The sequence below is a fragment of the Clostridium sp. genome (assembly GCF_022482905.1).
Classification (GTDB): Bacteria; Bacillota; Clostridia; order Clostridiales; family Clostridiaceae; genus Clostridium_B.
The window spans coordinates 1,824,188-1,845,262 of sequence record NZ_JAKVOI010000001.1; the positions used below are offsets into that span (position 1 = coordinate 1,824,188).

The 21,075-nt window shown below is 37.9% G+C and carries 16 protein-coding genes; 4 read left to right on the forward strand and 12 right to left on the reverse strand.

Annotation, left to right across the window (positions count from 1 at the left end; genetic code table 11):
• Positions 1-138 precede the first annotated feature (138 nt).
• Both LKE46_RS09010 and LKE46_RS09015 read right to left on the reverse strand, forming a co-directional pair.
• Positions 139-1,260, reverse strand: coding sequence for a response regulator (locus LKE46_RS09010; protein ID WP_291720833.1), 1,122 nt, complete (start codon positions 1,258-1,260; stop codon positions 139-141).
• A complete protein-coding gene (locus LKE46_RS09015) occupies positions 1,257-4,316 on the reverse strand; it encodes a hybrid sensor histidine kinase/response regulator (protein WP_291720836.1) in 3,060 nt (1,019 codons plus the stop codon). Before LKE46_RS09015 ends, LKE46_RS09010 begins: the two co-directional genes overlap by 4 nt.
• Before the next feature lie 159 nt (positions 4,317-4,475).
• Here LKE46_RS09015 and LKE46_RS09020 point away from each other — a divergent pair, with 159 nt between their 5' ends.
• On the forward strand, positions 4,476-5,048 hold the full coding sequence (locus LKE46_RS09020; RefSeq protein WP_291720839.1) for a class D sortase: 573 nt from the start codon (positions 4,476-4,478) through the stop codon (positions 5,046-5,048).
• Between the two features lie 7 nt (positions 5,049-5,055).
• Here the strand turns inward: LKE46_RS09020 and LKE46_RS09025 are convergent, their stop codons facing one another.
• From LKE46_RS09025 to LKE46_RS09055, 7 genes are all read right to left on the reverse strand, one after another.
• The gene (locus LKE46_RS09025) at positions 5,056-5,595 is read right to left on the reverse strand and encodes a Uma2 family endonuclease (protein ID WP_291720842.1); all 540 of its coding nucleotides are present in this window, start codon (positions 5,593-5,595) and stop codon (positions 5,056-5,058) included.
• Between the two features lie 193 nt (positions 5,596-5,788).
• Positions 5,789-6,478 (reverse strand): DUF2089 domain-containing protein, encoded by a 690-nt coding sequence (locus tag LKE46_RS17790; RefSeq protein ID WP_434735190.1) that lies wholly within the window; start codon positions 6,476-6,478, stop codon positions 5,789-5,791.
• Positions 6,479-6,695: 217 nt separating this feature from the next.
• Positions 6,696-8,816, reverse strand: a complete 2,121-nt coding sequence (gene feoB / locus LKE46_RS09035; protein WP_291720848.1) for a ferrous iron transport protein B — start codon at positions 8,814-8,816, stop codon at positions 6,696-6,698.
• The gene (locus LKE46_RS09040; protein ID WP_366847198.1) at positions 8,816-9,139 is read right to left on the reverse strand and encodes a FeoA family protein; all 324 of its coding nucleotides are present in this window, start codon (positions 9,137-9,139) and stop codon (positions 8,816-8,818) included. Before LKE46_RS09040 ends, feoB begins: the two co-directional genes overlap by 1 nt.
• Positions 9,140-9,192: 53 nt before the next feature.
• Entirely contained in the window at positions 9,193-10,464 is a 1,272-nt protein-coding gene (hemL, locus tag LKE46_RS09045; RefSeq protein WP_291720851.1) for a glutamate-1-semialdehyde 2,1-aminomutase, read from the reverse strand.
• Between the two features lie 18 nt (positions 10,465-10,482).
• Positions 10,483-11,694 carry a glutamyl-tRNA reductase gene (gene hemA / locus LKE46_RS09050; RefSeq protein ID WP_291720854.1) on the reverse strand — a complete coding sequence of 404 codons (1,212 nt, stop codon included), beginning with the start codon at positions 11,692-11,694 and terminating at the stop codon, positions 10,483-10,485.
• A 27-nt stretch (positions 11,695-11,721) separates the two neighbouring features.
• A complete protein-coding gene (locus LKE46_RS09055) occupies positions 11,722-13,041 on the reverse strand; it encodes a replication-associated recombination protein A (protein WP_291720858.1) in 1,320 nt (439 codons plus the stop codon).
• Positions 13,042-13,187: 146 nt separating this feature from the next.
• Here LKE46_RS09055 and LKE46_RS09060 point away from each other — a divergent pair, with 146 nt between their 5' ends.
• The 3 genes from LKE46_RS09060 to LKE46_RS09070 are packed head-to-tail and all read left to right on the forward strand — an operon-like array spanning position 13,188 to position 17,573.
• Positions 13,188-15,110 (forward strand): PrkA family serine protein kinase, encoded by a 1,923-nt coding sequence (locus tag LKE46_RS09060; protein WP_291720861.1) that lies wholly within the window; start codon positions 13,188-13,190, stop codon positions 15,108-15,110.
• A gap of 4 nt (positions 15,111-15,114) precedes the next feature.
• The gene (gene yhbH, locus LKE46_RS09065) at positions 15,115-16,293 is read left to right on the forward strand and encodes a sporulation protein YhbH (RefSeq protein WP_291720865.1); all 1,179 of its coding nucleotides are present in this window, start codon (positions 15,115-15,117) and stop codon (positions 16,291-16,293) included.
• A gap of 5 nt (positions 16,294-16,298) precedes the next feature.
• On the forward strand, positions 16,299-17,573 hold the full coding sequence (locus tag LKE46_RS09070) for a SpoVR family protein (protein WP_291720868.1): 1,275 nt from the start codon (positions 16,299-16,301) through the stop codon (positions 17,571-17,573).
• 67 nt (positions 17,574-17,640) lie between these two features.
• Here LKE46_RS09070 and LKE46_RS09075 read toward each other — a convergent pair whose 3' ends face one another.
• Genes LKE46_RS09075 through LKE46_RS09085 form a run of 3 tightly spaced genes read right to left on the reverse strand, consistent with a single transcriptional unit; the run spans position 17,641 to position 20,996 of the window.
• Entirely contained in the window at positions 17,641-18,591 is a 951-nt protein-coding gene (locus tag LKE46_RS09075) for a hydroxyacid dehydrogenase (protein WP_291720871.1), read from the reverse strand.
• Between the two features lie 24 nt (positions 18,592-18,615).
• Positions 18,616-19,770 carry an MFS transporter gene (locus LKE46_RS09080; protein ID WP_291720874.1) on the reverse strand — a complete coding sequence of 385 codons (1,155 nt, stop codon included), beginning with the start codon at positions 19,768-19,770 and terminating at the stop codon, positions 18,616-18,618.
• The gene (locus LKE46_RS09085; protein ID WP_291720877.1) at positions 19,767-20,996 is read right to left on the reverse strand and encodes a dicarboxylate/amino acid:cation symporter; all 1,230 of its coding nucleotides are present in this window, start codon (positions 20,994-20,996) and stop codon (positions 19,767-19,769) included. The genes LKE46_RS09080 and LKE46_RS09085 overlap by 4 nt, the downstream gene beginning before the upstream one ends.
• Positions 20,997-21,075: the final 79 nt, after the last annotated feature.

Consider the following 21,075-nt stretch of genomic DNA (forward strand, 5'->3'; position numbering starts at 1 on the left):
AATATAATTTTATAAAGTTAATTATTTATTAATAATAATTTAACTTTGACCTATATTATATGATATTTTACTCACAAACTGATCACAAATTATTTACAGATTATTTACAAAAAAACAGGGAAGTTGAACTCTCCTGTTCTATAATTTCATAAGCAAAGCTTTGTAAAGCCTTTCTGTTGCTTCCTTCGGCTCTATATGCAGTTCATCTTTAAACATGGCATTCAGTTCATCATAACATTTCATCAATGCAACCTTGTCACCACGATAAAAATAAACTTTCATCATCAGCTCATAAGCTTCTTCATCAAAAGGATTTTTTGAAATTGCCTTCTTCAGATATTCCTCCGATTTGTTGTAGCTTTTTTCCTTCATATAGTATCGTGCTATATTTTTAACTTCAAGCAGATAATATCTCAAAAGCTTTTCATTCAATTCATTGTTCCAGACATAATCTTCATTTCCAAATAAAATACCCTTATACAAATTTACAGCATCAACATAATCACCTATATTTTTGCTGTCAGCTTCAATATGGATTTCAATAAAGTCTTCAAAATCCCAGGCATCGCATCTGAATTCTGTAAAATCCACACTGTAATTTCCACTTTTATAGTAGATCACATTATATATGCCGACATTTTTCAAGACATTCTTCAGTCTGTATATTGTACTGTACAGATTGTGTTCTGCATTTTTGGGCGGAGAATCCGGCCAGAGCATATCACAGAGATTCCATCTGTCGGTCTCTTCTCCTCTGTTGCATATGAAATATGCAAATAGCTCCTGGACTTTTGAAGTTGACCACCTGACAATTTCATTTCCAGAACTTCCATATACTTTAAAACCTCCAAGGCAGAGTATTTCATTTTTTCTGATTTTAGCTGAAATGTTTTTTCTCCTGCCGTAATTTTTCAAAAGTCTTTTTACCGTCGTATTGATATCCTCTTCCGTAATTGGCTTCAGGATATAGTTCACAGCATCGACTTCAAAGGCCTGCAGGGCATATCTTTCATAGGCAGTAACAAATACTATCTGTATATCTTCATCAAAATTTTTCACCTGTTTTGCAAGTTCCACACCATTTATATACGGCATCTCTATATCCACAAAGACAACATCCGGCGAAAGCTTGAATATACCGTCAAGTGCTTCTCTTGAGTCAGTATATCCACCTATTACCTCCAGATATTTATTCCTGTTGATAAACATTTCCATCAATTTCAGAATAGGCTTTTCATCTTCTACAACTACAGCTTTCATAAACCATTCCCCCTACAATATAGAGACATCGTTACAGTTGTCCCTTTCCCTTCAACACTGCGTATGTCCATATTACCCTTTCCAAGCTGTCTGATTCGCCTGTCCACATTCAAAATACCTACCCCGCAGCCGCTTCTGTCACCATTTTTCAATGTCTCAATTTTATCCCGGGACATACCTATGCCATTATCCTTTACCTCAATATACATGCACCCATTTTTCTTTACGGCGGAAACACATACCCTTCCGCCCTCACTTTTTCCAAGCAGGCCGTGCCTTATTGAATTTTCCACAATGGGCTGTATGCACAGTGATGGAATCTGCTCGTTCATAACCCCCTGTTCGATGTCATATTCAATATTTATTCTGTTTTCAAATCGTGTCTTCAATATTTCAACGTAGGCATCAACCATCTCCAGTTCACGCCTGAGTGATACCATCATGAGTTTGTTGTCTATGTCAAAGGTAAATCTCAGATATTTGCTTAAACTTGTAAGAAGTCCCGCCGCTTTCTCCCCATCGGTATAGCAGAAGGAAACTATTGTACTTATGGTATTATATAAAAAATGGGGTTTTATCTGTGAATGAAGGAAAGCCAACTCATTTTTCACTGCATCTTCCATGTACTTTTTAAGCAATATCAAATTCGTCACTCTGGCAGACATCTCTTTTGCCTCAAAGGGTTTGGCTATAAAGTCATTTGCCCCTGCTTCAAATATCTGGAAGACTTCATAATTTATATCCTTCAGCATGGATATAAGTATGGGAAGTTCAATGAGGGAATACTTTTCTCTTATTTTTCTGCACACCTCTATGCCTGAAATTCCTGGAAGCATTAAATCAAGAAGAACAAGGTCTATTTTATTTTTCTCCAGTTTTTCCAGTGCATCTTTACCGGACAGAGCCGTAATTACATTGTAACCTTCTCCACATAATACATTGAGTGCTATTTTAATATTCAATATTTCATCGTCAATTAGCAGAATGCTTCCTTTATAATTCTCCTTTTGTATCGTTTCAGAGTACTTTATAGGATAAAACCTGCCGATATAACCTGCATCCTTCAATTTTGTCCGTCTATACTCTGCAGTATTTTCTTCACAGCCCTGCAGTGAAAATACGAAACGGCTTCCCTGCCCGATCTCGGACCACTCTAAAAATATTTTTCCGTGCATCAGCTCAACAAGCTGACGTGTTATATACAGTCCAAGGCCAATTCTTTCAAAATTCAGGGACTCATAGGGTTCAAAAATCTCTTCCCTTTTACACCAGGGTACTCCAAACCCTGTATCTTCCACGGATATGGAAATCATCCCTCCATCCTTCCTGCCGTCTATGCTTATCAAACCTCCATACATATTGTGAACTGCATTGGTTATGAGATTGAACAGAACCTGCCTTATTCTGCCTTCATCAGCTTTCACAAACATGGATTCTCCTATATTGCTGACTATGTCTATACCTGTTCCCTGTATTATATGTTTATGGGTTTCCACTACTATATCCACACATACCTTGATATCCACAACCGACATCTTCACATTAAGTTGTCCATTTTTCAGCAGTGCTACATCAAGTATATCATTTACAATGCCGGACAATTTCAGCGCCATGTTCTTCATTGTCATAACCTTTTTCATGTTCTCATCCTCTGGATGATTCATATTGTCCTTAATTAATATATCGGCAATGTCAATCATTCCATATAGCGGAGCCTTCAATTCATAGGACGTCTTTGTAACAAATTCATCCTTTATCCTGTCTTTTTTTATGAGTTCTCCCGACATCCTCTCCATATATTTATAATTTGTAAGGAATTTGTCACTGTGGATCATATATGAAAACATTACAAAACCACAGAATGATACGGCGCCTATGAACTCATCGGATACAATATCCAGAGAATAAAGGAAACTGTTTATAAGAAAAATACTTATACATATCATGGCTCCCAGAAAATTACCCGCTTCATTATCTCCAATAACCCTCATTCCTTTTCCAAACATGAACAGAAGTCTTAAAACAACTGCTACAATGAACATACTTATAAATATATACTTCAGCAGGCTTAAATCCATGTAAACAGAATAATCTGCATTCCATACTACGGCCGTATAGAACAGTGCCAGGGAAACACCCATTTTCAATGCGGCATCCGGAAGTATTTCAATATCCTTTTCCACTGTTATTCCAATCAGAGATGTTACAGTTATAATTGCTGATATCTGCTGAATTTTGCAGTATATTTCGAAGGGTATAAAGGGAAACAGCTGAATCAGTATTCTTTCCCCACCTAAAAGCATATCAACTGCAAGGGACAAGAAGGCAGCAGCATAGTACAGATATATTTTTTTCCTCTGCAGTTTTACATAAACTCTTAAAATATACATGGAAATCATGAACATCACTATACTGCCCGACAATTCAATGGAGGTTTTACCAACATTCATAAAGTTTATATCCTTCTGATGACCAAAGTATATTTCATACATGGTTCCCCTGAAAGGATATCCGAAACCGGCAGATTGAAGTATTATTTCAATTGTATACCCTTTGACGTTGAAGTATGTACAATATGGAACCATGCCGGCATTATATCCATTGTCCTTCTCCGCAGGATTTCCACTTGAACCCATTATTTCACCATTTATGTACAATCTATTGCTCATTCTGATATTTCCCACATTCATCCCGAATACGTTATTTGAAGGTTTTACTTTTGCAATGAGCCTGAAAGTCCTTGCACCTTCCGGTTTCACAAGCATATAACTATCTTTGTCCATTATTGTGGATGTAATTTTTACATATCCTGTAGGTTTGGGTTTTTGAGCGCTTTTTTCCTCAAAATCTTCCGGTGTAAGAAGCTGTCCATCATAAAACTCCCACTGTCCGTCAAGCTTTACTGCACCATCTTTTGAAAAATCCCACTTTGAAAGATCCATCTTTCCATACTGTGCCGGCAGCGGTTTTTTAGGGGACATTACATCTGAAAAAAGTATAAAAGCTGAAATCACAAACATTCCCAGAACTATTATAATTCTAGTCACAATTTTCATATAATTAAATTGCTCCTTGAAGATAAAATTTAAAAATTTGTTTTATGATCATTTTCTCACAAATATTTACCTAATGCAAAAAATATTTGACTAATCTCTGGATTATTACTAAAATAAATCTGCACAATTACAATTATAATTAGGAAAGAGGAGCTTCAATTGAAAAAATCGAAAATCATTGGTGGAGTTCTTATATTTGCAGGCATTCTGATACTTTTATATGCTTTTGGTGCCAGATACCTGACAGCATACAGGCAGAACAATATGGTAAAAAATTATGAACAGAGAATTAAAAAGCACAAGAAAAATGCTGAAAATTCATCTGATCCTGCTGTAAATTACGGTACAATAGGACTCCTGGTTATTTCCAAAATAAATTTGAAGGTTGCAATAGGAGAGGGTACAGATATGGACACGCTCAGATATGCTGTAGGTCATTTCAAAGGTACGGCCCTGCCGGGACAGAAGGGTAATTTTGCCATGGCAGGTCATAGAAGTTATACTTATGGACAGTACTTCAACAGACTTGACGAGCTTAAAATTGGAGATGAAATAATAGTAGAAACTATTAAAGGAAAATATAAATACAAAATATACAATAAAAAGGTTGTCCTCCCAGAACAGGTGGAGGTATTAAATCCAACTAATGATGCAACTATGACACTGGTTACCTGTACACCTATCAGAGTTGCCACCCACAGGCTTATAGTAAGTGCACGATTGGAAAATTAGTACCATACTATTTAAATATTTCTTTTAGATTTACATTCAAATTATTAAATATACTGGATTTAGCTATATCATCTTTATAATATACAATGGGTTCATCATAAAAATTTTCTTCATTTAAATTAAATATTTGTACATTACTATTTTTAGGTGAAATAATCCAGTATTCCTTAACGCCAAAGCTCTGGTATAATTCCAGTTTTTTGCTTATATCAATCCATGCCGTGGAGGGAGAAAGTATTTCTACAATTAAAGTCGGAACTCCTGAATAATTTTTTTCATTTATTCCTGATTCATCGCATATTACCGAAAGATCCGGTATAACTTTATTTTTTGATGTTTTTTTGTCACTTTTTAATATTATATCGTAGGGTGCAGTGAACGGTTCGCATTTTTTATCACTAAAATAAACATCAAAAATCGTAGATATTTTTCGTGAAATTCTTTGATGGGAAGTATTTGGACTTGCTTGAAGGTATATTCCTCCATCGATAAATTCTATTGATTTATCACTTTTGCTTTCTATATCTAGAAATTCTTCAAAAGACACTCTATCCTTTTTGGGCAACATATTTATACACCTACTTATAATTTTATTAATTTCATTATATCATAAAAATATAAACTCAACTCTTACTTAATACATACTTCAAATCAAAGTATACGCAATATTGCGAATTTTATTTATCAGGTATTATAAATCTCTTCCATCCAGATTTAATGTATATCCTCATAAGCATCTCCTATTCTATTACCACTTCGACTATATCATCATTTGCACTCTTCACATCCACTATCTTTCCAGAGAGTCCATTGTCTATAGCTTCTGATATAAGATTCAAATCAATATTTTCCATTCCCTTTACACTATCGCTTATAGGAATCTTACCAACTGTCTTAAGTATTGTCTTTATAAATTTAACTGGAAGATTTACATTTACATTATCACCATCATGAGAATTAACTCTTATCTTAAGCATCTTATCCATAATATCATCATCTGAAACTATCTGAATATCTGTATTTTCGTCATTAAGTGCTTGAATAAGCTCCTGAGCTTTATCAGATGTAATTTTACCTTCTTCTACCATTTTTAAAATTTTTGTTATCTCTCCTCTGTCCAGCATATCCACTATTTTCACTTTATCAACTTTTGAACCTTGAGACACATTATAGCCAAGAGCCGATATTACCTCATCAAGTTTTGATCTTACAGTTGGATAGGATATACCCAATTCCTTTTCCACATCCTTTATGTTTCCCCTGTTTTTTAGAAACACCTCTATAAATCTAAGCTGTTCCTTTGTAAGATATTCAAATTTTGACATCTCAAAATCATTTTCAATTACAGTACTGCATTTAGAACATTTTAATTTTGAAATCAAAAGTTTTGATCCACATACGGGACATTTATTTATTACTTTATATACCAAACTATTATCCTCCTCCCTGTAAGTATAATATATCATTTCTAATTAAATAAATCAATATAAGCATTAATTATTTTTGATATTATCCATTTCTATATTAATTATTGTTATTTATATATTAATTATTTTAAATTATGCAATTAAAAAATCATAGCAATTTTAGAAAGGCACTGAAAAAGCTATAGCTTTTTCAGTGCCCTCCAATTTTAACTATGATTTTTTAATACAATCCCAGTATCCTGGCAATTGACGTAGTAATAAAACAAATTATAATTGCAATTCCCGTTGGAATTGCCGCAGAGAGCAGGGTCCATCTGGTGCTTCCCGTCTCCTTACGTATGGTTAAAAGTGCTGTGGCACATGGCCAGTGCAGCAGACAGAACAGCATTGAATTCAGTGCAGTAAGATCTGTCCATCCATTGGATACAAGTATGTGTCTCAATGAATCTATACTCTGGTAATCGGTCATTGAACCTGTAGAAAGATAGGCCATAATAAGTATCGGAACAACTATTTCGTTGGCAGGTATTCCCAGTATAAATGCCATGAGTATATATCCGTCAAGGCCTATCAGATGTGCAAAGGGCTGAAGAAATGCAGCTGCATGACCCAATATGCTCAAATTTCCAATGTAGGTATTGGCAAGTACCCAGGTAATTATTCCTGCAGGAGCTGCAACAACCACCGCCCTTGCCAGAACAAATATTGTCCTGTCAATGATCGAAGTATATATGACCCTTCCTATCTGCGGTTTTCTGTAAGGTGGAAGTTCCAGGGTAAAACTTGATGGATACCCTTTTAGAATTGTTTTGGACAATACATAGGAAACCAGCAATGTTATAACAACTCCGAGAACCACTATGCCTGTGATGGACAGTGCAGGCAGAAAATTGAAGATGCCCTTTCCAGATGCGGCAACAAGAAATACGGACGAGATTGCAATAAGCGTCGGAAATCTCCCATTGCAGGGCATAAAATTATTTGTAAGTATCGCTATAAGCCTTTCCCTTGGCGATTCAATAATCCTGCAGCCTATTACCCCCGCCGAATTGCAGCCGAGTCCCATGCACATACTCAAGCACTGTTTCCCATGGGCGCATGCCTTCTTGAACAGATGATCCAGATTCAGTGCAACTCTCGGTAAATATCCAAGGTCCTCAAGCAGTGTGAAAAGCGGGAAAAATATTGCCATTGGAGGAAGCATGACCGAGACCACCCATGCCATTGTCCTGTACAATCCCAGTACAAGAATTCCATACAGCCATTTTGGTGCACCAATATTTGTAAACCACACCGTGAGCTTATCCTGAAATTTGAAAAACAGCTCTGCAAGCATGTCGGAGGGTACATTGGCACCTTCAATAGTTATCCATAAAACCAGGGCGAGCATCCCCACCATTATTGGAATTCCGAAAATTCTGGATGTAATATAGTCGTCTATCTTCATATCCCGTTCTGATTTACGGGTATCAACATCCATGCATTTATTTTTTGTCTCCTCAGCCTTTTCGTATATACTGCAGGTGACATCATCTCTTATACGGTTTCTATCATAGTTCATCCTTATTTTGTTTATCTGTTTTAAAAGTATACCGGAATCTTCTTCTCCAATCATTTCAAGTAGGGCATCTGTAATTTTTTCATCCCCGTCAATCAGTCTGAGTGCAATCCAGCGTGAATTCAATTTCCCAACTTTTTCTTTCAGCAGAATCTGCAATCGCGAGATCATAACTTCTATATAATCCTGATAGATCACTTTCCTGGGAGAAGGTTTTATCTCACCTGAACTTACCCTGTATGCAGTTTTTCTCAATTCATCCATCCCAATTCCACTTCTGGCTGCTGTCAGCACAACCGGAATGCCAAGTTCATTTTCCACTCTTTCCCTGTATATGTGTATGTTTTTCCTCTCTGCTTCATCTATAAGATTAATGCACAGTATAACCTTGTCTGTAACTTCCATGACCTGATATACCAGATTCAGGTTTCTCTCAAGGCATGTAGCATCAGCAACCACAATTACCGCATCAGTATTTCCAAAACAGATGAAGTCCCTTGCTATCTCCTCCTCTACAGAAGAGGAAAAGAGTGAATAGGTACCGGGAAGATCCACAAGTATGAACTCACTGTCTTCTACCCTGAACTCTCCCCTTGCATTGGTAACCGTCTTGCCGGGCCAGTTTCCAGTATGCTGTTTCAATCCCGTCAGTGCGTTGAAGACAGTGCTCTTGCCTGTATTTGGATTTCCTGCAAGTGCAAAAACATACTGGTCATCTTTTTTTGACACTTTATATGAATCCACCATGGAATCAAATCCTGTGGATTGATAGGTAAGTCCCATTATTTACCCCCCACAGACATTGATAATCCTTCTGTAAAGTTATCCTGGGAAACATGTACCAGTGAGGCCTCATCTTCTCTAAGTGCAATCATTGCTCCCCTGATGTTATATACAGTAGGGTCTCCCCATGGTCCTCTGCGCACAGCCTCTACTTCCGCTCCTTTTGTAAGTCCTATTGCAAGCATTCTCTCCCTCATCAGCCCGCTTGCAGTAATATTTTCAACCCTCGCGGATTTTCCTATTTCGACATTATTCAATACTTTCATAAGTATCCCCTCTTTCAACCTGTATTTGTTTGCCGGGTTTAACAGAGTTAACCTCAACTAACTTTTTATAGTACTACATTATGCAAATACAGGTCAAAATGTGAAACTACTTATATTTCAAATGTTTCAAAGGCATTCAGGAATTCATCTATATCCGATTCACTGTGCTTTACATTCAAAAATACGGATTCAAACTGTGACGGTGCTATGTAGATTCCATTTTCAAGCATGTGTTTGAAATACTTTGCAAAGAGCCCGGTATTACATCTTTTGGCATCTTCATAATTTCTCACTTCCTCATCCTCAGTAAAAAACACTGTAAACATGGACCCGCATCTGTTTACTACAACAGGAAGATTTTTTCTTTTGGCCGCATCTTCTATTCCGCTCTGAAGTTTCTGCCCCAATTTTTCAAGATATTCATAGTATCCGGGATTTTCATGGAGCTTTTTCAGTGTTGCAAGTCCCGCCGCCATTACTATTGGATTTCCCGACATGGTCCCTGCCTGATATACAGGACCCATCGGTGAAAGTTTCTCCATTATCTTCCTCTTTCCACCGTAGGCACCACATGGAAGCCCCCCGCCCATTATTTTGGCAAAAGTCGTTATATCAGGCTTTATTCCATATATGCTCTGTGCTCCTTTATAGGCGACCCTGAATCCGCTCATAACCTCATCAAATATAAGAAGGCTTCCATTTTCATCACACAGTTTTCTCAAGCCTTCAAGGAAATCCCTGTTTCCTGGTATTACTCCCATGTTTCCTGCCACAGGCTCTACAATGACGGCTGCAATATCACCATATTTTTCAAATATCTTCTCTACACTTTTGATATTGTTGTATTCCGCTATTATCGTATTTTTTACACTGTCCTCCGTCACCCCCGCACTTCCCGGAGTTCCTGCCGTCATAAGTCCCGAGCCTGCATCAACAAGAAAATCGTCATAATGTCCATGATAACATCCTGCAAATTTTATTATCCTGTCTCTTCCTGTGTATCCCCTTGCAAGTTTCACGGCACTCATTGTAGCTTCAGTACCTGAATTGACCATTCTTATCATTTCAACATTGTCCACAGTAGTACATATGTACTTTGCAAGCTCCAGTTCAATTTTAGTTGGAGCTCCGAAGGAAATAGCCTCTTCACCTGTTCTCTTTACGGCATCAACTACATAATCATCACAATGCCCCAGAATCATGGGACCCCAGGCACATACAAAATCTATATATTCATTGCCGTCTTCATCATATATATGAGCCTCCTTTCCCCTTTTTATTACAGGAGGATCCAAAGGGACGTCCCTAAAGGCCCTTACAGGACTGTTTACTCCACCCGGCATATAAATTTCCGATTCCTTGAATATATCATTACTTTTCATTAGTACATTCCTCCTATATCATATGTAATTTTTATTGCAGAATATCCTGTTTATAATATCAATGCATTCATTTTCCCTGCCCTTCAGCTTTTCTTCCTTTAAAACCTCTATTGCCCTGTCGACATATAATCTGGCAGTACTTTCCACCATTGCACGTACAAGTTTTTCATTGTCTTTCGTGTGTTTCTTGTTTACATAGGTATTTACCCTTCTTCTGCATATGGCATCCGCCTGCCTTTTTATTTTCTGTATTTCCGGTGAAAGCTCTGCCGTGGACTGCCACCTCACAAATTCATCTATATAGCTGCAGATTATATATCTGTGCTCAAGCATCTTTTTCCTTCTTGTGTTTTTATTTTTCTCGTCTATCCTGCTTATGCTGTCTATATCATACAATTCTATATTCGGCAGTTCCATGACGTTCCTGTTTACATCCCTTGGTACCGCCAGATCAAATACAACTATATTTTCAGAGGGCAGCTCCTCTTTTCCTATTATGGCATGAGGTGCGGAAGTACAGCTGATTATACAGTCCACATCCTCATAATAATTTTTTCTTTCCCTGAAGGTTATAAATTGAACACCCTTGTATTCTCCTGCTCCTGAAGGAATTTTGTTTATATTGCGGACCACAACATATATCTTTTCTACAGAAGCAGATAAAATATATTTCAGTACAAGCTGTCCAATCTGTCCAAACCCAAGTATCATGTATCTTTTCAAATTTCTGTCTCTGGCTTCTTTTACAGTTATAGACGGAACTGAAACTGGTATTTCATACATCCTGCAGGTGTTTTTAAATTTCTTTCCACATGTTATCGTGCTCTGAAACAGTCTGTGAAGTCTGCCTTTTACAGTTCCGGCTTCAATTGCTGCCTGATAGGCGGACTTTATCTGCCCGAGTATCTGGTCCTCTCCAAGAATCCTGGAATGAAAACCGGAGCCGACTTCCATAAGATGCTTTACTGCATCCCTGTCTTCTACATAAAAAACATTTTCCATCAGGTTATCATCCCATCCCAGTACTTCAAACACACCATGAACAAGCTCACTTCTTTCGAGCTTTGAATCCACATATACCTCCGTTCTATTGCAGGTACTCAATATGACGGCATCACCTATATCTCTTTTTATATGCTTCAGATTGTTTTCCAGTCTTGAAGGTACAATGGAAAATTTCTGCCTCGTTTCAATATCACAATCACTTTTTATTCCTATAAGTTGTATCAATTCTATCAGCTCCAATAAATTATGGTATCAGTGTTTTTTCTTCAATTTTTCTATATTTGACAGTCTTTCCCCGACGTGTTTTTCAAAGCCTTCATCAGAGGGAATATAGTATCTGGCATCTTTCAAATTATCCGGAAGGCACTGCATATCGGCAGTTTTTTCCTTGAAGTCATGTGCATACTTGTAACCTTTTCCATAGCCAAGATCACCCATCAATTTTGTAGGAGCATTTCTAAGATGAAGCGGTACACCTTCGGAAATAGTATCCATTGCATCCTTCTTAGCCTTTTTATAAGCCATATACAGGGAATTCGATTTTGGTGCACAGGCCATATAAACTACCGCCTGTGTCAGATTCACACTGCACTCGGGCATTCCTATGAATCTGACAGAATTATATGCCGCAACTGCAATCCCCATTGCATCCGGATCTGCGATTCCAATATCTTCAGAAGAAAAACGAACTATTCTTCTTGCCACATACAGGGGATCTTCTCCTGATTCCAGCATTCTTGCAAGCCAGTATACGGCAGCATCAGGGTCACTGTTTCTCATTGATTTGTGAAGTGCGGAAATCAGATTGTAATGCTGCTCCCCGCCCTTGTCATAGAGAAGCATCTTCTTTCCTATGCACTGTCTTACTGTATCCCTAGTTATGCTTGCAGAACTGCTTCCATTCACGGAGCTCATAACTGAAAGTTCAAGTATGTTGAGTGCAGTTCTTGCATCACCGTTGGAATACACCGCTATCATATTCAATATATCATCCGATACATCTATATCCATGTATCCAAATCCCCTTTTATGGCTGACGGCCTTCTTCAGGAGTTCTACAATATCTGACGTATCAAGAGGATGAAGTACAAAAACCCTGCACCTTGAAAGCAGTGCCGAATTAACTTCAAAAGAAGGATTTTCCGTAGTTGCCCCTATCAATATTATATTGCCTTTCTCAACATGCGGGAGGAAGGCATCCTGTTGTGCTTTGTTGAATCTGTGGATCTCATCCACGAAAACAATTGTCCGTATACCCATTCTTCTGTCCCTTTCGGCTTTTCCCATTACCTCCTTTATCTCCTTTATCCCGGATGTAGTCGCACTGAAGGTAATGAAATTTGCCTTTGTGACAGATGCTATTATCATGGCAAGCGTTGTCTTCCCCACCCCCGGAGGTCCCCAGAGTATCATGGAGCTTATATTGTCGGAATATATGAGGTTGCGCAGTATCTTCCCCTTTCCGAGTATGTGCTTCTGACCTATGTAATCCTCCAGGCTGGATGGCCTGAGCCTCTCTGCAAGTGGTTGATTCACCTTTTTATCAAACATAGAATTCTGTATATAATCCATGGCAAACTCCTAAGCAATAAATTTTCTTTAACTATTATAATATCATAACTATAATACTATAAAAGTACAATATTTATCAATTATCACACATAATAGATATTCCTCCTGCGTAGTATTTAATAAGCGAAATAAATAGGAGGTAACATATGGATTTTAAGGATATAATTCAAAAAGATAGAGAGGTCCGAAAGCGTGAAAGATTTGAAGGAACCTTTTTGGAATACCTTCAAATTATAAAACAGAATCCGGAAATAGTTAAACTGTCTCACAAAAGAATGTATGACATTATAATGGACAGGGGCTATGAAGTACTCAAGCCGGAGGACAACCCGAGGATCAAGAAATTATATGGGAATGAACCTATCAGAAAATATAACTTTTTCAAAGAGGATTTCTTTGGAATAGACAAAGTAATAATGAAAATTGTAAACTACTTTCACTCTGCAGCCATGAAGGGTGAAGAATCAAGACAGGTACTCTACCTTGTAGGGCCTGTGGGTGCCGGCAAGTCCTCCCTTGTGGATTCCATAAAGAAAGCACTGGAAACTTCCGAACCTATTTATGCACTCAAAGGCTGCCCCATGAGAGAAGAACCTCTCCACCTGATACCAAAACATCTGAGAAAGGACTTTGAAAAAGTTCTCGGCATTGAAATTGAAGGCGACCTGTGCCCTGTATGCAAATACAGGCTGAAGCATGAATTCAACGGGGAGTATGAAAAATTTCCCGTAATTGCCACGGATTTTTCAATACGCTCAAGAAAGGGAATAGGAGTAGTACCCCCAGTTGATCCCAACAACCAGGATACATCTGTCCTTACAGGCTCCATAGACATATCAAAAATGGATATGTACCCTGAAGACGATCCAAGGATATTTTCCTTGAACGGCGCTTTCAATGTTGGAAACAGGGGACTTGTGGAATTCATAGAGGTATTCAAGAATGATGTTGAATATCTCCATACGATAATTACAGCTACACAGGAAAAATCTGTACCTTCTCCCGGGAAAGGTTCAATGATATATTTTGACGGGATAATACTTGCGCACTCCAACGAATCAGAGTGGAACAAATTCAAGTCAGATCACACGAATGAAGCGATACTGGACAGAATTGTAAAAGTGGAAGTCCCTTACTGCATGGAATTAAATGAAGAAGTCAAGATATACAAAAAGATACTTGGAAAGAGCAGGTTCAGTGCACACATAGCACCTCACACTATTGAAGTTGCTGCAATGTTTGCAATTCTTTCACGACTGGCACCTTCAAACAAGGTTGACCCCATGACAAAACTCAGAATCTACAACGGTGAAGATATAGTGGAAAAAGGCACCACCAAGAAAATAGACTTCTCCGAACTAAAAGAGGAGGCGGGAATGAGAGAAGGAATGACAGGAATATCTACAAGATTCATAGTAAAGGCCCTGGACAATGCCCTGTCAAATTCCGAGTACAACTGCATAAATCCGTTGAGTGTAATTGAAAGTATCACAAAGTCAGTCAAGGAGCTTGATATAGCCGATGACGACAAAAAAAGATACATGACATTTTTAAAGGATACAATAAGGAAAGAGTATAACAAGTTACTAGAAAAGGAGGTAACAAGGGCCTTCATACACAGCTTCAAGGAACAGGCGGAAAGTCTCTTTGACAACTACCTTGACCATGCTGAAGCCTATGTAAACAAGAACAAGATCAAGGATCACTCCACAGGTGAGGAGCTGGAACCTGATGAAACTTTTATGAGATCCATAGAGGAGCATATAGGAATTTCGGAAAGCTCCGCCAAGGGCTTCAGGACGGATGTTACATCCTACATGTTCTATGTCATAAGAAATGGCGGAAAAATCGATTATACCTCCTATGAACCACTTAAAGAAGCTATAGAAAAAAAGCTTACTACCTCCGTAAAAGAACTTTCAAGAATTATAACAAGATCAAAGGTCAGGAACAAAGAACAGGATGAAAAATATAATTCCATGGTGGAAGAAATGAAGGAAAACGGCTATTGTGACCACTGCTGTGATGTTGTACTGAAGTATGCAGCCAACAATTTATGGAAGGATTGATCCCATGGCTATTTTCAGAGAATTTGATTCAAATGAAGATCATGACAGGTCACTGGAAGACAGGCGGCGTCACAGACAGCTGGTTGAGAAATCCATAAAGGACAATCTTGCGGATATAATATCCGAAGAAAGTATCATAGGTCAGAGTAAAAACAGGAAAATAAAGATTCCAATAAAAGGCATAAAGGAATACAGGTTCATATACGGAGAAAATGGTTCCGGTGTTGGAAGCGGTGACGGTTCCCAGAAAAAAGGCGATAAAATAGGCAGGGCATCCGGAAGTTCAGGGGGAAAAGGCAGCAAGGGCGCAGGAAATGGAGAAGGAGAAGATATGTATGAGACTGAAATAACCATAGAGGAACTTATAAATTATCTTCTTGAGGATCTTGAACTTCCTTTAATGGACAAGAAAAGATTTTCAGAAATCATGTCTAAAAACTCCCTGAAGAAAAGCGGCTATCAGAAAAACGGAATAAACCCAAGACTTGCCAGGAAAAGGAGTGTAGTTGAAAAATTGAAGAGAAAACAGTCCTTGAAGAGGGATCTTGCTGAAGCAGATGAAAATGAGGATATTGAGGATTCACGCTTCCCCTTCAGGCAGGATGATTTAAGATATTTCAGGGTGAAAAAAAAGCCCAGACGTGAATTGAACGCCGCAGTCATATGTGTCATGGATACATCGGGTTCCATGGACAACACAAAAAAATTTCTGGCGAGGTCATTTTTCTTCATATTGTATGAATTCGTGAGAATGAAATACAACAACGTGGAAGTCAAATTTATAGCCCACTCCACTACTGCAAAGCTGGTTACCGAAGGAGAATTTTTCCACAAGGTTGAATCCGGTGGTACCTATATTTCCAGTGGATTGAAAAAAGCCCTTGAGGTAATTGAAGAAAATTACAATCCCTCATACTGGAACTTATACACCTTTTGTGTAAGTGATGGAGACAACTGGAACGAAGATAACGATCTTGCCCTGAAATATGCTGAAAAATTAAGTGAAATCTGCAATCTTTTCAGTTATGCAGAGATTATTCCAAGTCCTTACAGCAGCAATATAAAGGAGTTGTTCCGAAGGGGAATTGACAGGAACAACTTCGCCGCTGTCACTATAAACAAAAAACAGGATTTGTGGGAATCCCTGAAAAAAATATTGAAAAAAGAATTCGAAACGGGGTGATTTCCTTGGAGTATTCAACTTCAGATTTAGAAAAATGGTGTAAAATCATAGAGGAAACTGCAAAAAAATCCAGACTTGATTTTTATCCTCAGGAATTTGAAATCGTAAGTTACAGGGACATGATAGGTTATGAAGCATATGTAGGCATGCCCTCCAGATACCCCCACTGGAGCTTCGGTAAAGCTTATGACCGTTCGGAATCACTTTACAAGTACAATCTTACCGGCCTTCCCTATGAAATGGTCATAAACTCCAATCCATGCCTCGCTTATTTGATGAAGGACAATACACTGCTTCTGCAGATTCTTACCATGGCCCACGTATACGGCCATAATGACTTTTTTAAAAACAACCGGCTGTTCAAGGAAGGAACCCGGGCCTCCTACACTTTGGAGATGTTTAAAAATGATGCAGATATGATAAGGGAGTATGTAAATGATCCAAGTATAGGATATGAAGAAGTGGAAAAAATTTTGGATGCCGCCCACTCCATAAGATTTCAGACAAGCAGGGCCATCGGTATAAAAAAATCAAAGGAGGATGATTCAAAGGACGATCTTGTAAAATTTATAATGAATCATGGAGATCTGGAGGAGTGGCAGAGAAATATTCTCAATGTAGTACACAAGGAAACTGCCTATTTCATACCCCAGGTGGAAACTAAAATAATGAATGAGGGCTGGGCAAGCTACTGGCACTATAAAATACTTCATCTTCTTGACCTCCCGGATTCCCTTTATATTGAATTTATCAAAAGACACAATGATGTAATTACTCCCCTCACGGGAAACATCAATCCCTATCATCTTGGATTCAAGATGTTTGAAGACCTTGAAAAAAGATTTGGAACGGATAAAATATTTGAGGTGAGGATGCTTGAAAGAGATGAATCTTTTATTAGACGATATCTTACCAAAGACCTGTGTTATGAACTGAATTTATTCCAATATTCCAAAGAAGGCGGCAATTATGTAGTTGAAAATATTTCAGATGATACGGGGTGGCTTCAAATCAGGGATACACTTTGCAGCGGCTGTGGAATGGGTTCAATTCCCAATATAGTGGTGGATGATATCTCAAAAAAAGATGGGAGCTTGATATTGAAACAGATTTATGACGGAAGGGACCTGAATCTTTCATATATGGAAGCCACCTTGAAACAGGTATTCAACCTGTGGGGCAAACCTGTACAGCTCAATACGAGTATAAAGGGCAGGAGCACACATGTATACTGTAATGAAGATAAAAAAATATCCTATACTTCCTCATTGGAAGATTGATTTCTATAAAAAATCTGACGGCAGCAGTATTGCACTGGAAATTTCCAGCAAATGCTGCCCATTTTTTTCAATAGCTTCCGGTTACAGGCCAGGAAGGTTTTTTGCCACTCAATACCTCATGTATTCCAATTGCAGGATGAAGTGACATTCTCTTCAATGCTTCGGCTGTATGTGCTGCTGTATGAGGTGTTACAATTACATTGTCCAGTTTAAAAAGAGAATTGTCCTTTGAAGGTACCTCTCCTTCAAAAACATCAACTGCAGCTCCCGCTATTCTCCTTTTTGCAAGAACATCTGCAAGTGCCTCACTGTCCACTACTTCGCCCCGTGCCGTATTTATGAGAAATGCACTTGATTTCATGAGAGACAGTTCCCTCCTGCCTATAAGTTTTTTCGTCTCAGCTGTAAGAGGAACGTGAAGGCTCACAAAATCAGAATTCTCAAGCAGATAGTCGAAATCATCCGTAAGTTCAATATTTTCTATGGTTCCTGAAGAAGTATGACGTTTAAGTCCTATAACCTTCATTTGGAACCCATTTATTGCTTTAGAAGCAACAAGTTGTCCTATGGCCCCCATTCCAACAATTCCAAGCACCTTTCCCTGAATATCAACTCCGAAATCATTTCTTATATCAAAATTTCCTTTTCTAAGCTCCCTGTCATATACGAAAATTTTTTTTGCAAGTGCCATGACAAGTCCCATAGTATATTCAGCTACGGTATTTTTGTTTGATTCCGGTGAATTGGTAAGCTGTATTCCAAGTTCCAGTGCTTCACGGACATCTATATTGTCCATCCCAACACCAAACTTCGATATTACTTTTAATTTTGTTCCGGCTCTCATAATTCTCTTCGTAATACATGCCATGCGGACTAAAATGGCATCACAGTCTTCAACTTCTTTTGCCAGAATGTCCTCCGATACTCCAGATGCCATCTTTATTTTATATCCATTTTTTTCAAGATATTCTTTTCCTTCCCCGTCTATGTCCTCAGTAATCAAAACCTTGTATGCCACAGTATCCCCTCCATTTTCATAATATCAATCCCTGCAAAACTTTTTATTTCTAATCAAATAGTACAAGGCTGTAAATGATATGTAAATATAAAATACTATCTGAATTACAAATACATAAATGACATTTCTGCCGCCTGCAAAACCTATAATATAGGTTAAAAATGCAGCGCCAAAATTATTAAAAATAACTGTAATAGAAGAAACAGCAGGTATATTCCCCCTATCTACATGCTGTACCATATACCCCTGAAGTGCAGGGTATATAATAGATATGGATATCCCTATAATTGAAATGCCTATCAAAGCCTGAATCCTGCTTGTGCCAGACAACACAACAAATATTCCCGCAACCGATACTAATGGTGCTGCAAACAAAAATCTCAATTGCCCAACCATCTCCAGCAATTTATCTCCAAGTGCCCTTCCAAGAGTAAATAGCAGCCAGAAACTTGAAAGAATAACCGGAACTTCACTTCTGTCAAGCCCATAGTACTTCTCAAGAAAACTTCCTGTCCAATTTGTCGTGGATATCTCTGCACCTACGTAAAAAAATACGGAAATAGAAAGCAGAAGGATCATAGGGTCTTTCAGAATATGAATCGAACCTTTATTCTTTTCAATTTTTTTCACGGATGAAGTAATATTCATATTCCCTACCAGAATGAGAAGAAAAAGCATAAGCACTATATGAATAATATAAGTATAATTGAAGTTTATACTGCTTTTCAATACAAATCTGGCTATTGGTAAAATCAAAATTCCCCCAAGTCCAAAACAGGCATTGGCAAAACTGAATTTCTGATATTTTTTAGGCAGAAGTGAAATGGCCGTTCCCAAGAATAAGCCTCCCATCCCTACTGCCAGTCCCGATATGAAATACCCAATCAAAATGGTACAGAAGGAATTTGAAAATAAAATTACAATACTTGATAAAATTGCAAGTATAAATCCCGTGACCAGTCCCATTTTAATTCCCAGTATATGCATGATTCTGGAACCAACTATGCTCATGACAAAAGAGGAACAATATACTATCGATGGAAGTATTGCAATAGTATCGTCCGATACGCCATAGACATTTTTTATCGTAGTTATAAAAGGAGCCAATGTATTGGAAAATAGCGACAGAAAAAAGAAACCGAAAAATATAATTATCATATTTTTAAAATTTGTATTCACTGTTTTCCCTCTACAATTCGTGATATGAGCATGGCAGACACTGTATTCCCGGTGGAATTCAATACGGTGGCCGGTGCATCTATTATAACACTTATAACTGCAATTATAGGAAGAAGTTCTGATGGAAATCCATATACGCTTAATATAAGCATCTCGCCAATCATTCCCCCGCTCGGTATGGCCGCCATGACAGCGCCAACCAGAAATGATACCAGAACTATGGAAACAAGTGATGAAACATCAGTCATATTCCTTCCAAACAGTCCGAACAGAAAAGTAATCTTCATTACTCCTCCTATTACAGATCCATCTTTATGGATATTTGCCCCAAGTGGAATTACAGTTTCCAATATATCCTTCGGCACTCCCATTTTCCTGGTAAATTCAAGATTTACTGGAATACTTGCCGCACTTGAACATGTAGCAAGAGCTGTTACTGTAGGTGTCACAGCATTTTTCCAGAATACTGCAGTACCCTTTCTGCCGCCGGACAGGAAGGCATAGAAAGTAAAAAATACAAAATAATACAAAACAGCTATAATTATATAAAGCACGAATACTCTCAAGTACCCATGCAGTATCTGAGGTCCGAGTTCCCCTATTACTGCGGCAAAATAACATCCAAGACCTATGGGAGCATAGTACATGATTATTTTCACCATTTTCATCATTACCTGTGATGCTGATTCCATAAATCTAGTTATCGGTGCAGCCTTTTCTCCGAGAAGTGCTGCCGATATACCGAAAAATACGGAAAACACAATGAGCTGAAGCATATTGTTCTTGGAAAAAAGCAGTGCAAAATCCGGAACGGTCACGGTATTTACAAGCTGCTGGAGAACACCAAGATATTCAACTTTTTGTGCAGCAGTATCAGCCGGTATGATTTTTTTCAATGTCATATAATCTATTCCTTTTGCAGGATCTACTATAACAGCACCTACAACCCCTATTACGGAAGCTATAAATGAAGTAAATAAAAATACTGCAATTGTACCAAGCATTATTTTCCCAAGTCTTTTCATACCTTTCATGCCGGCTATTGCAGAGACAATGCTGAAAAATACAAGAGGCGTTATTATCATGAACATCAAATTCAGAAACAAGTCTCCAAATGGCTTGAGTACAACTGCCCTGCTTCCAAAAAAAATGCCAATAATTGCACCGGCAATTATTGATCCAAGCAATATAATGGAAAATCTATAATTCTTAAAAAAACTTTTCATTGTAAAACCTCCAGATACATTATTTATAATTAGTTCATATACATTATATAACAACTTTCAGGAAGTTTTATCATTAAAA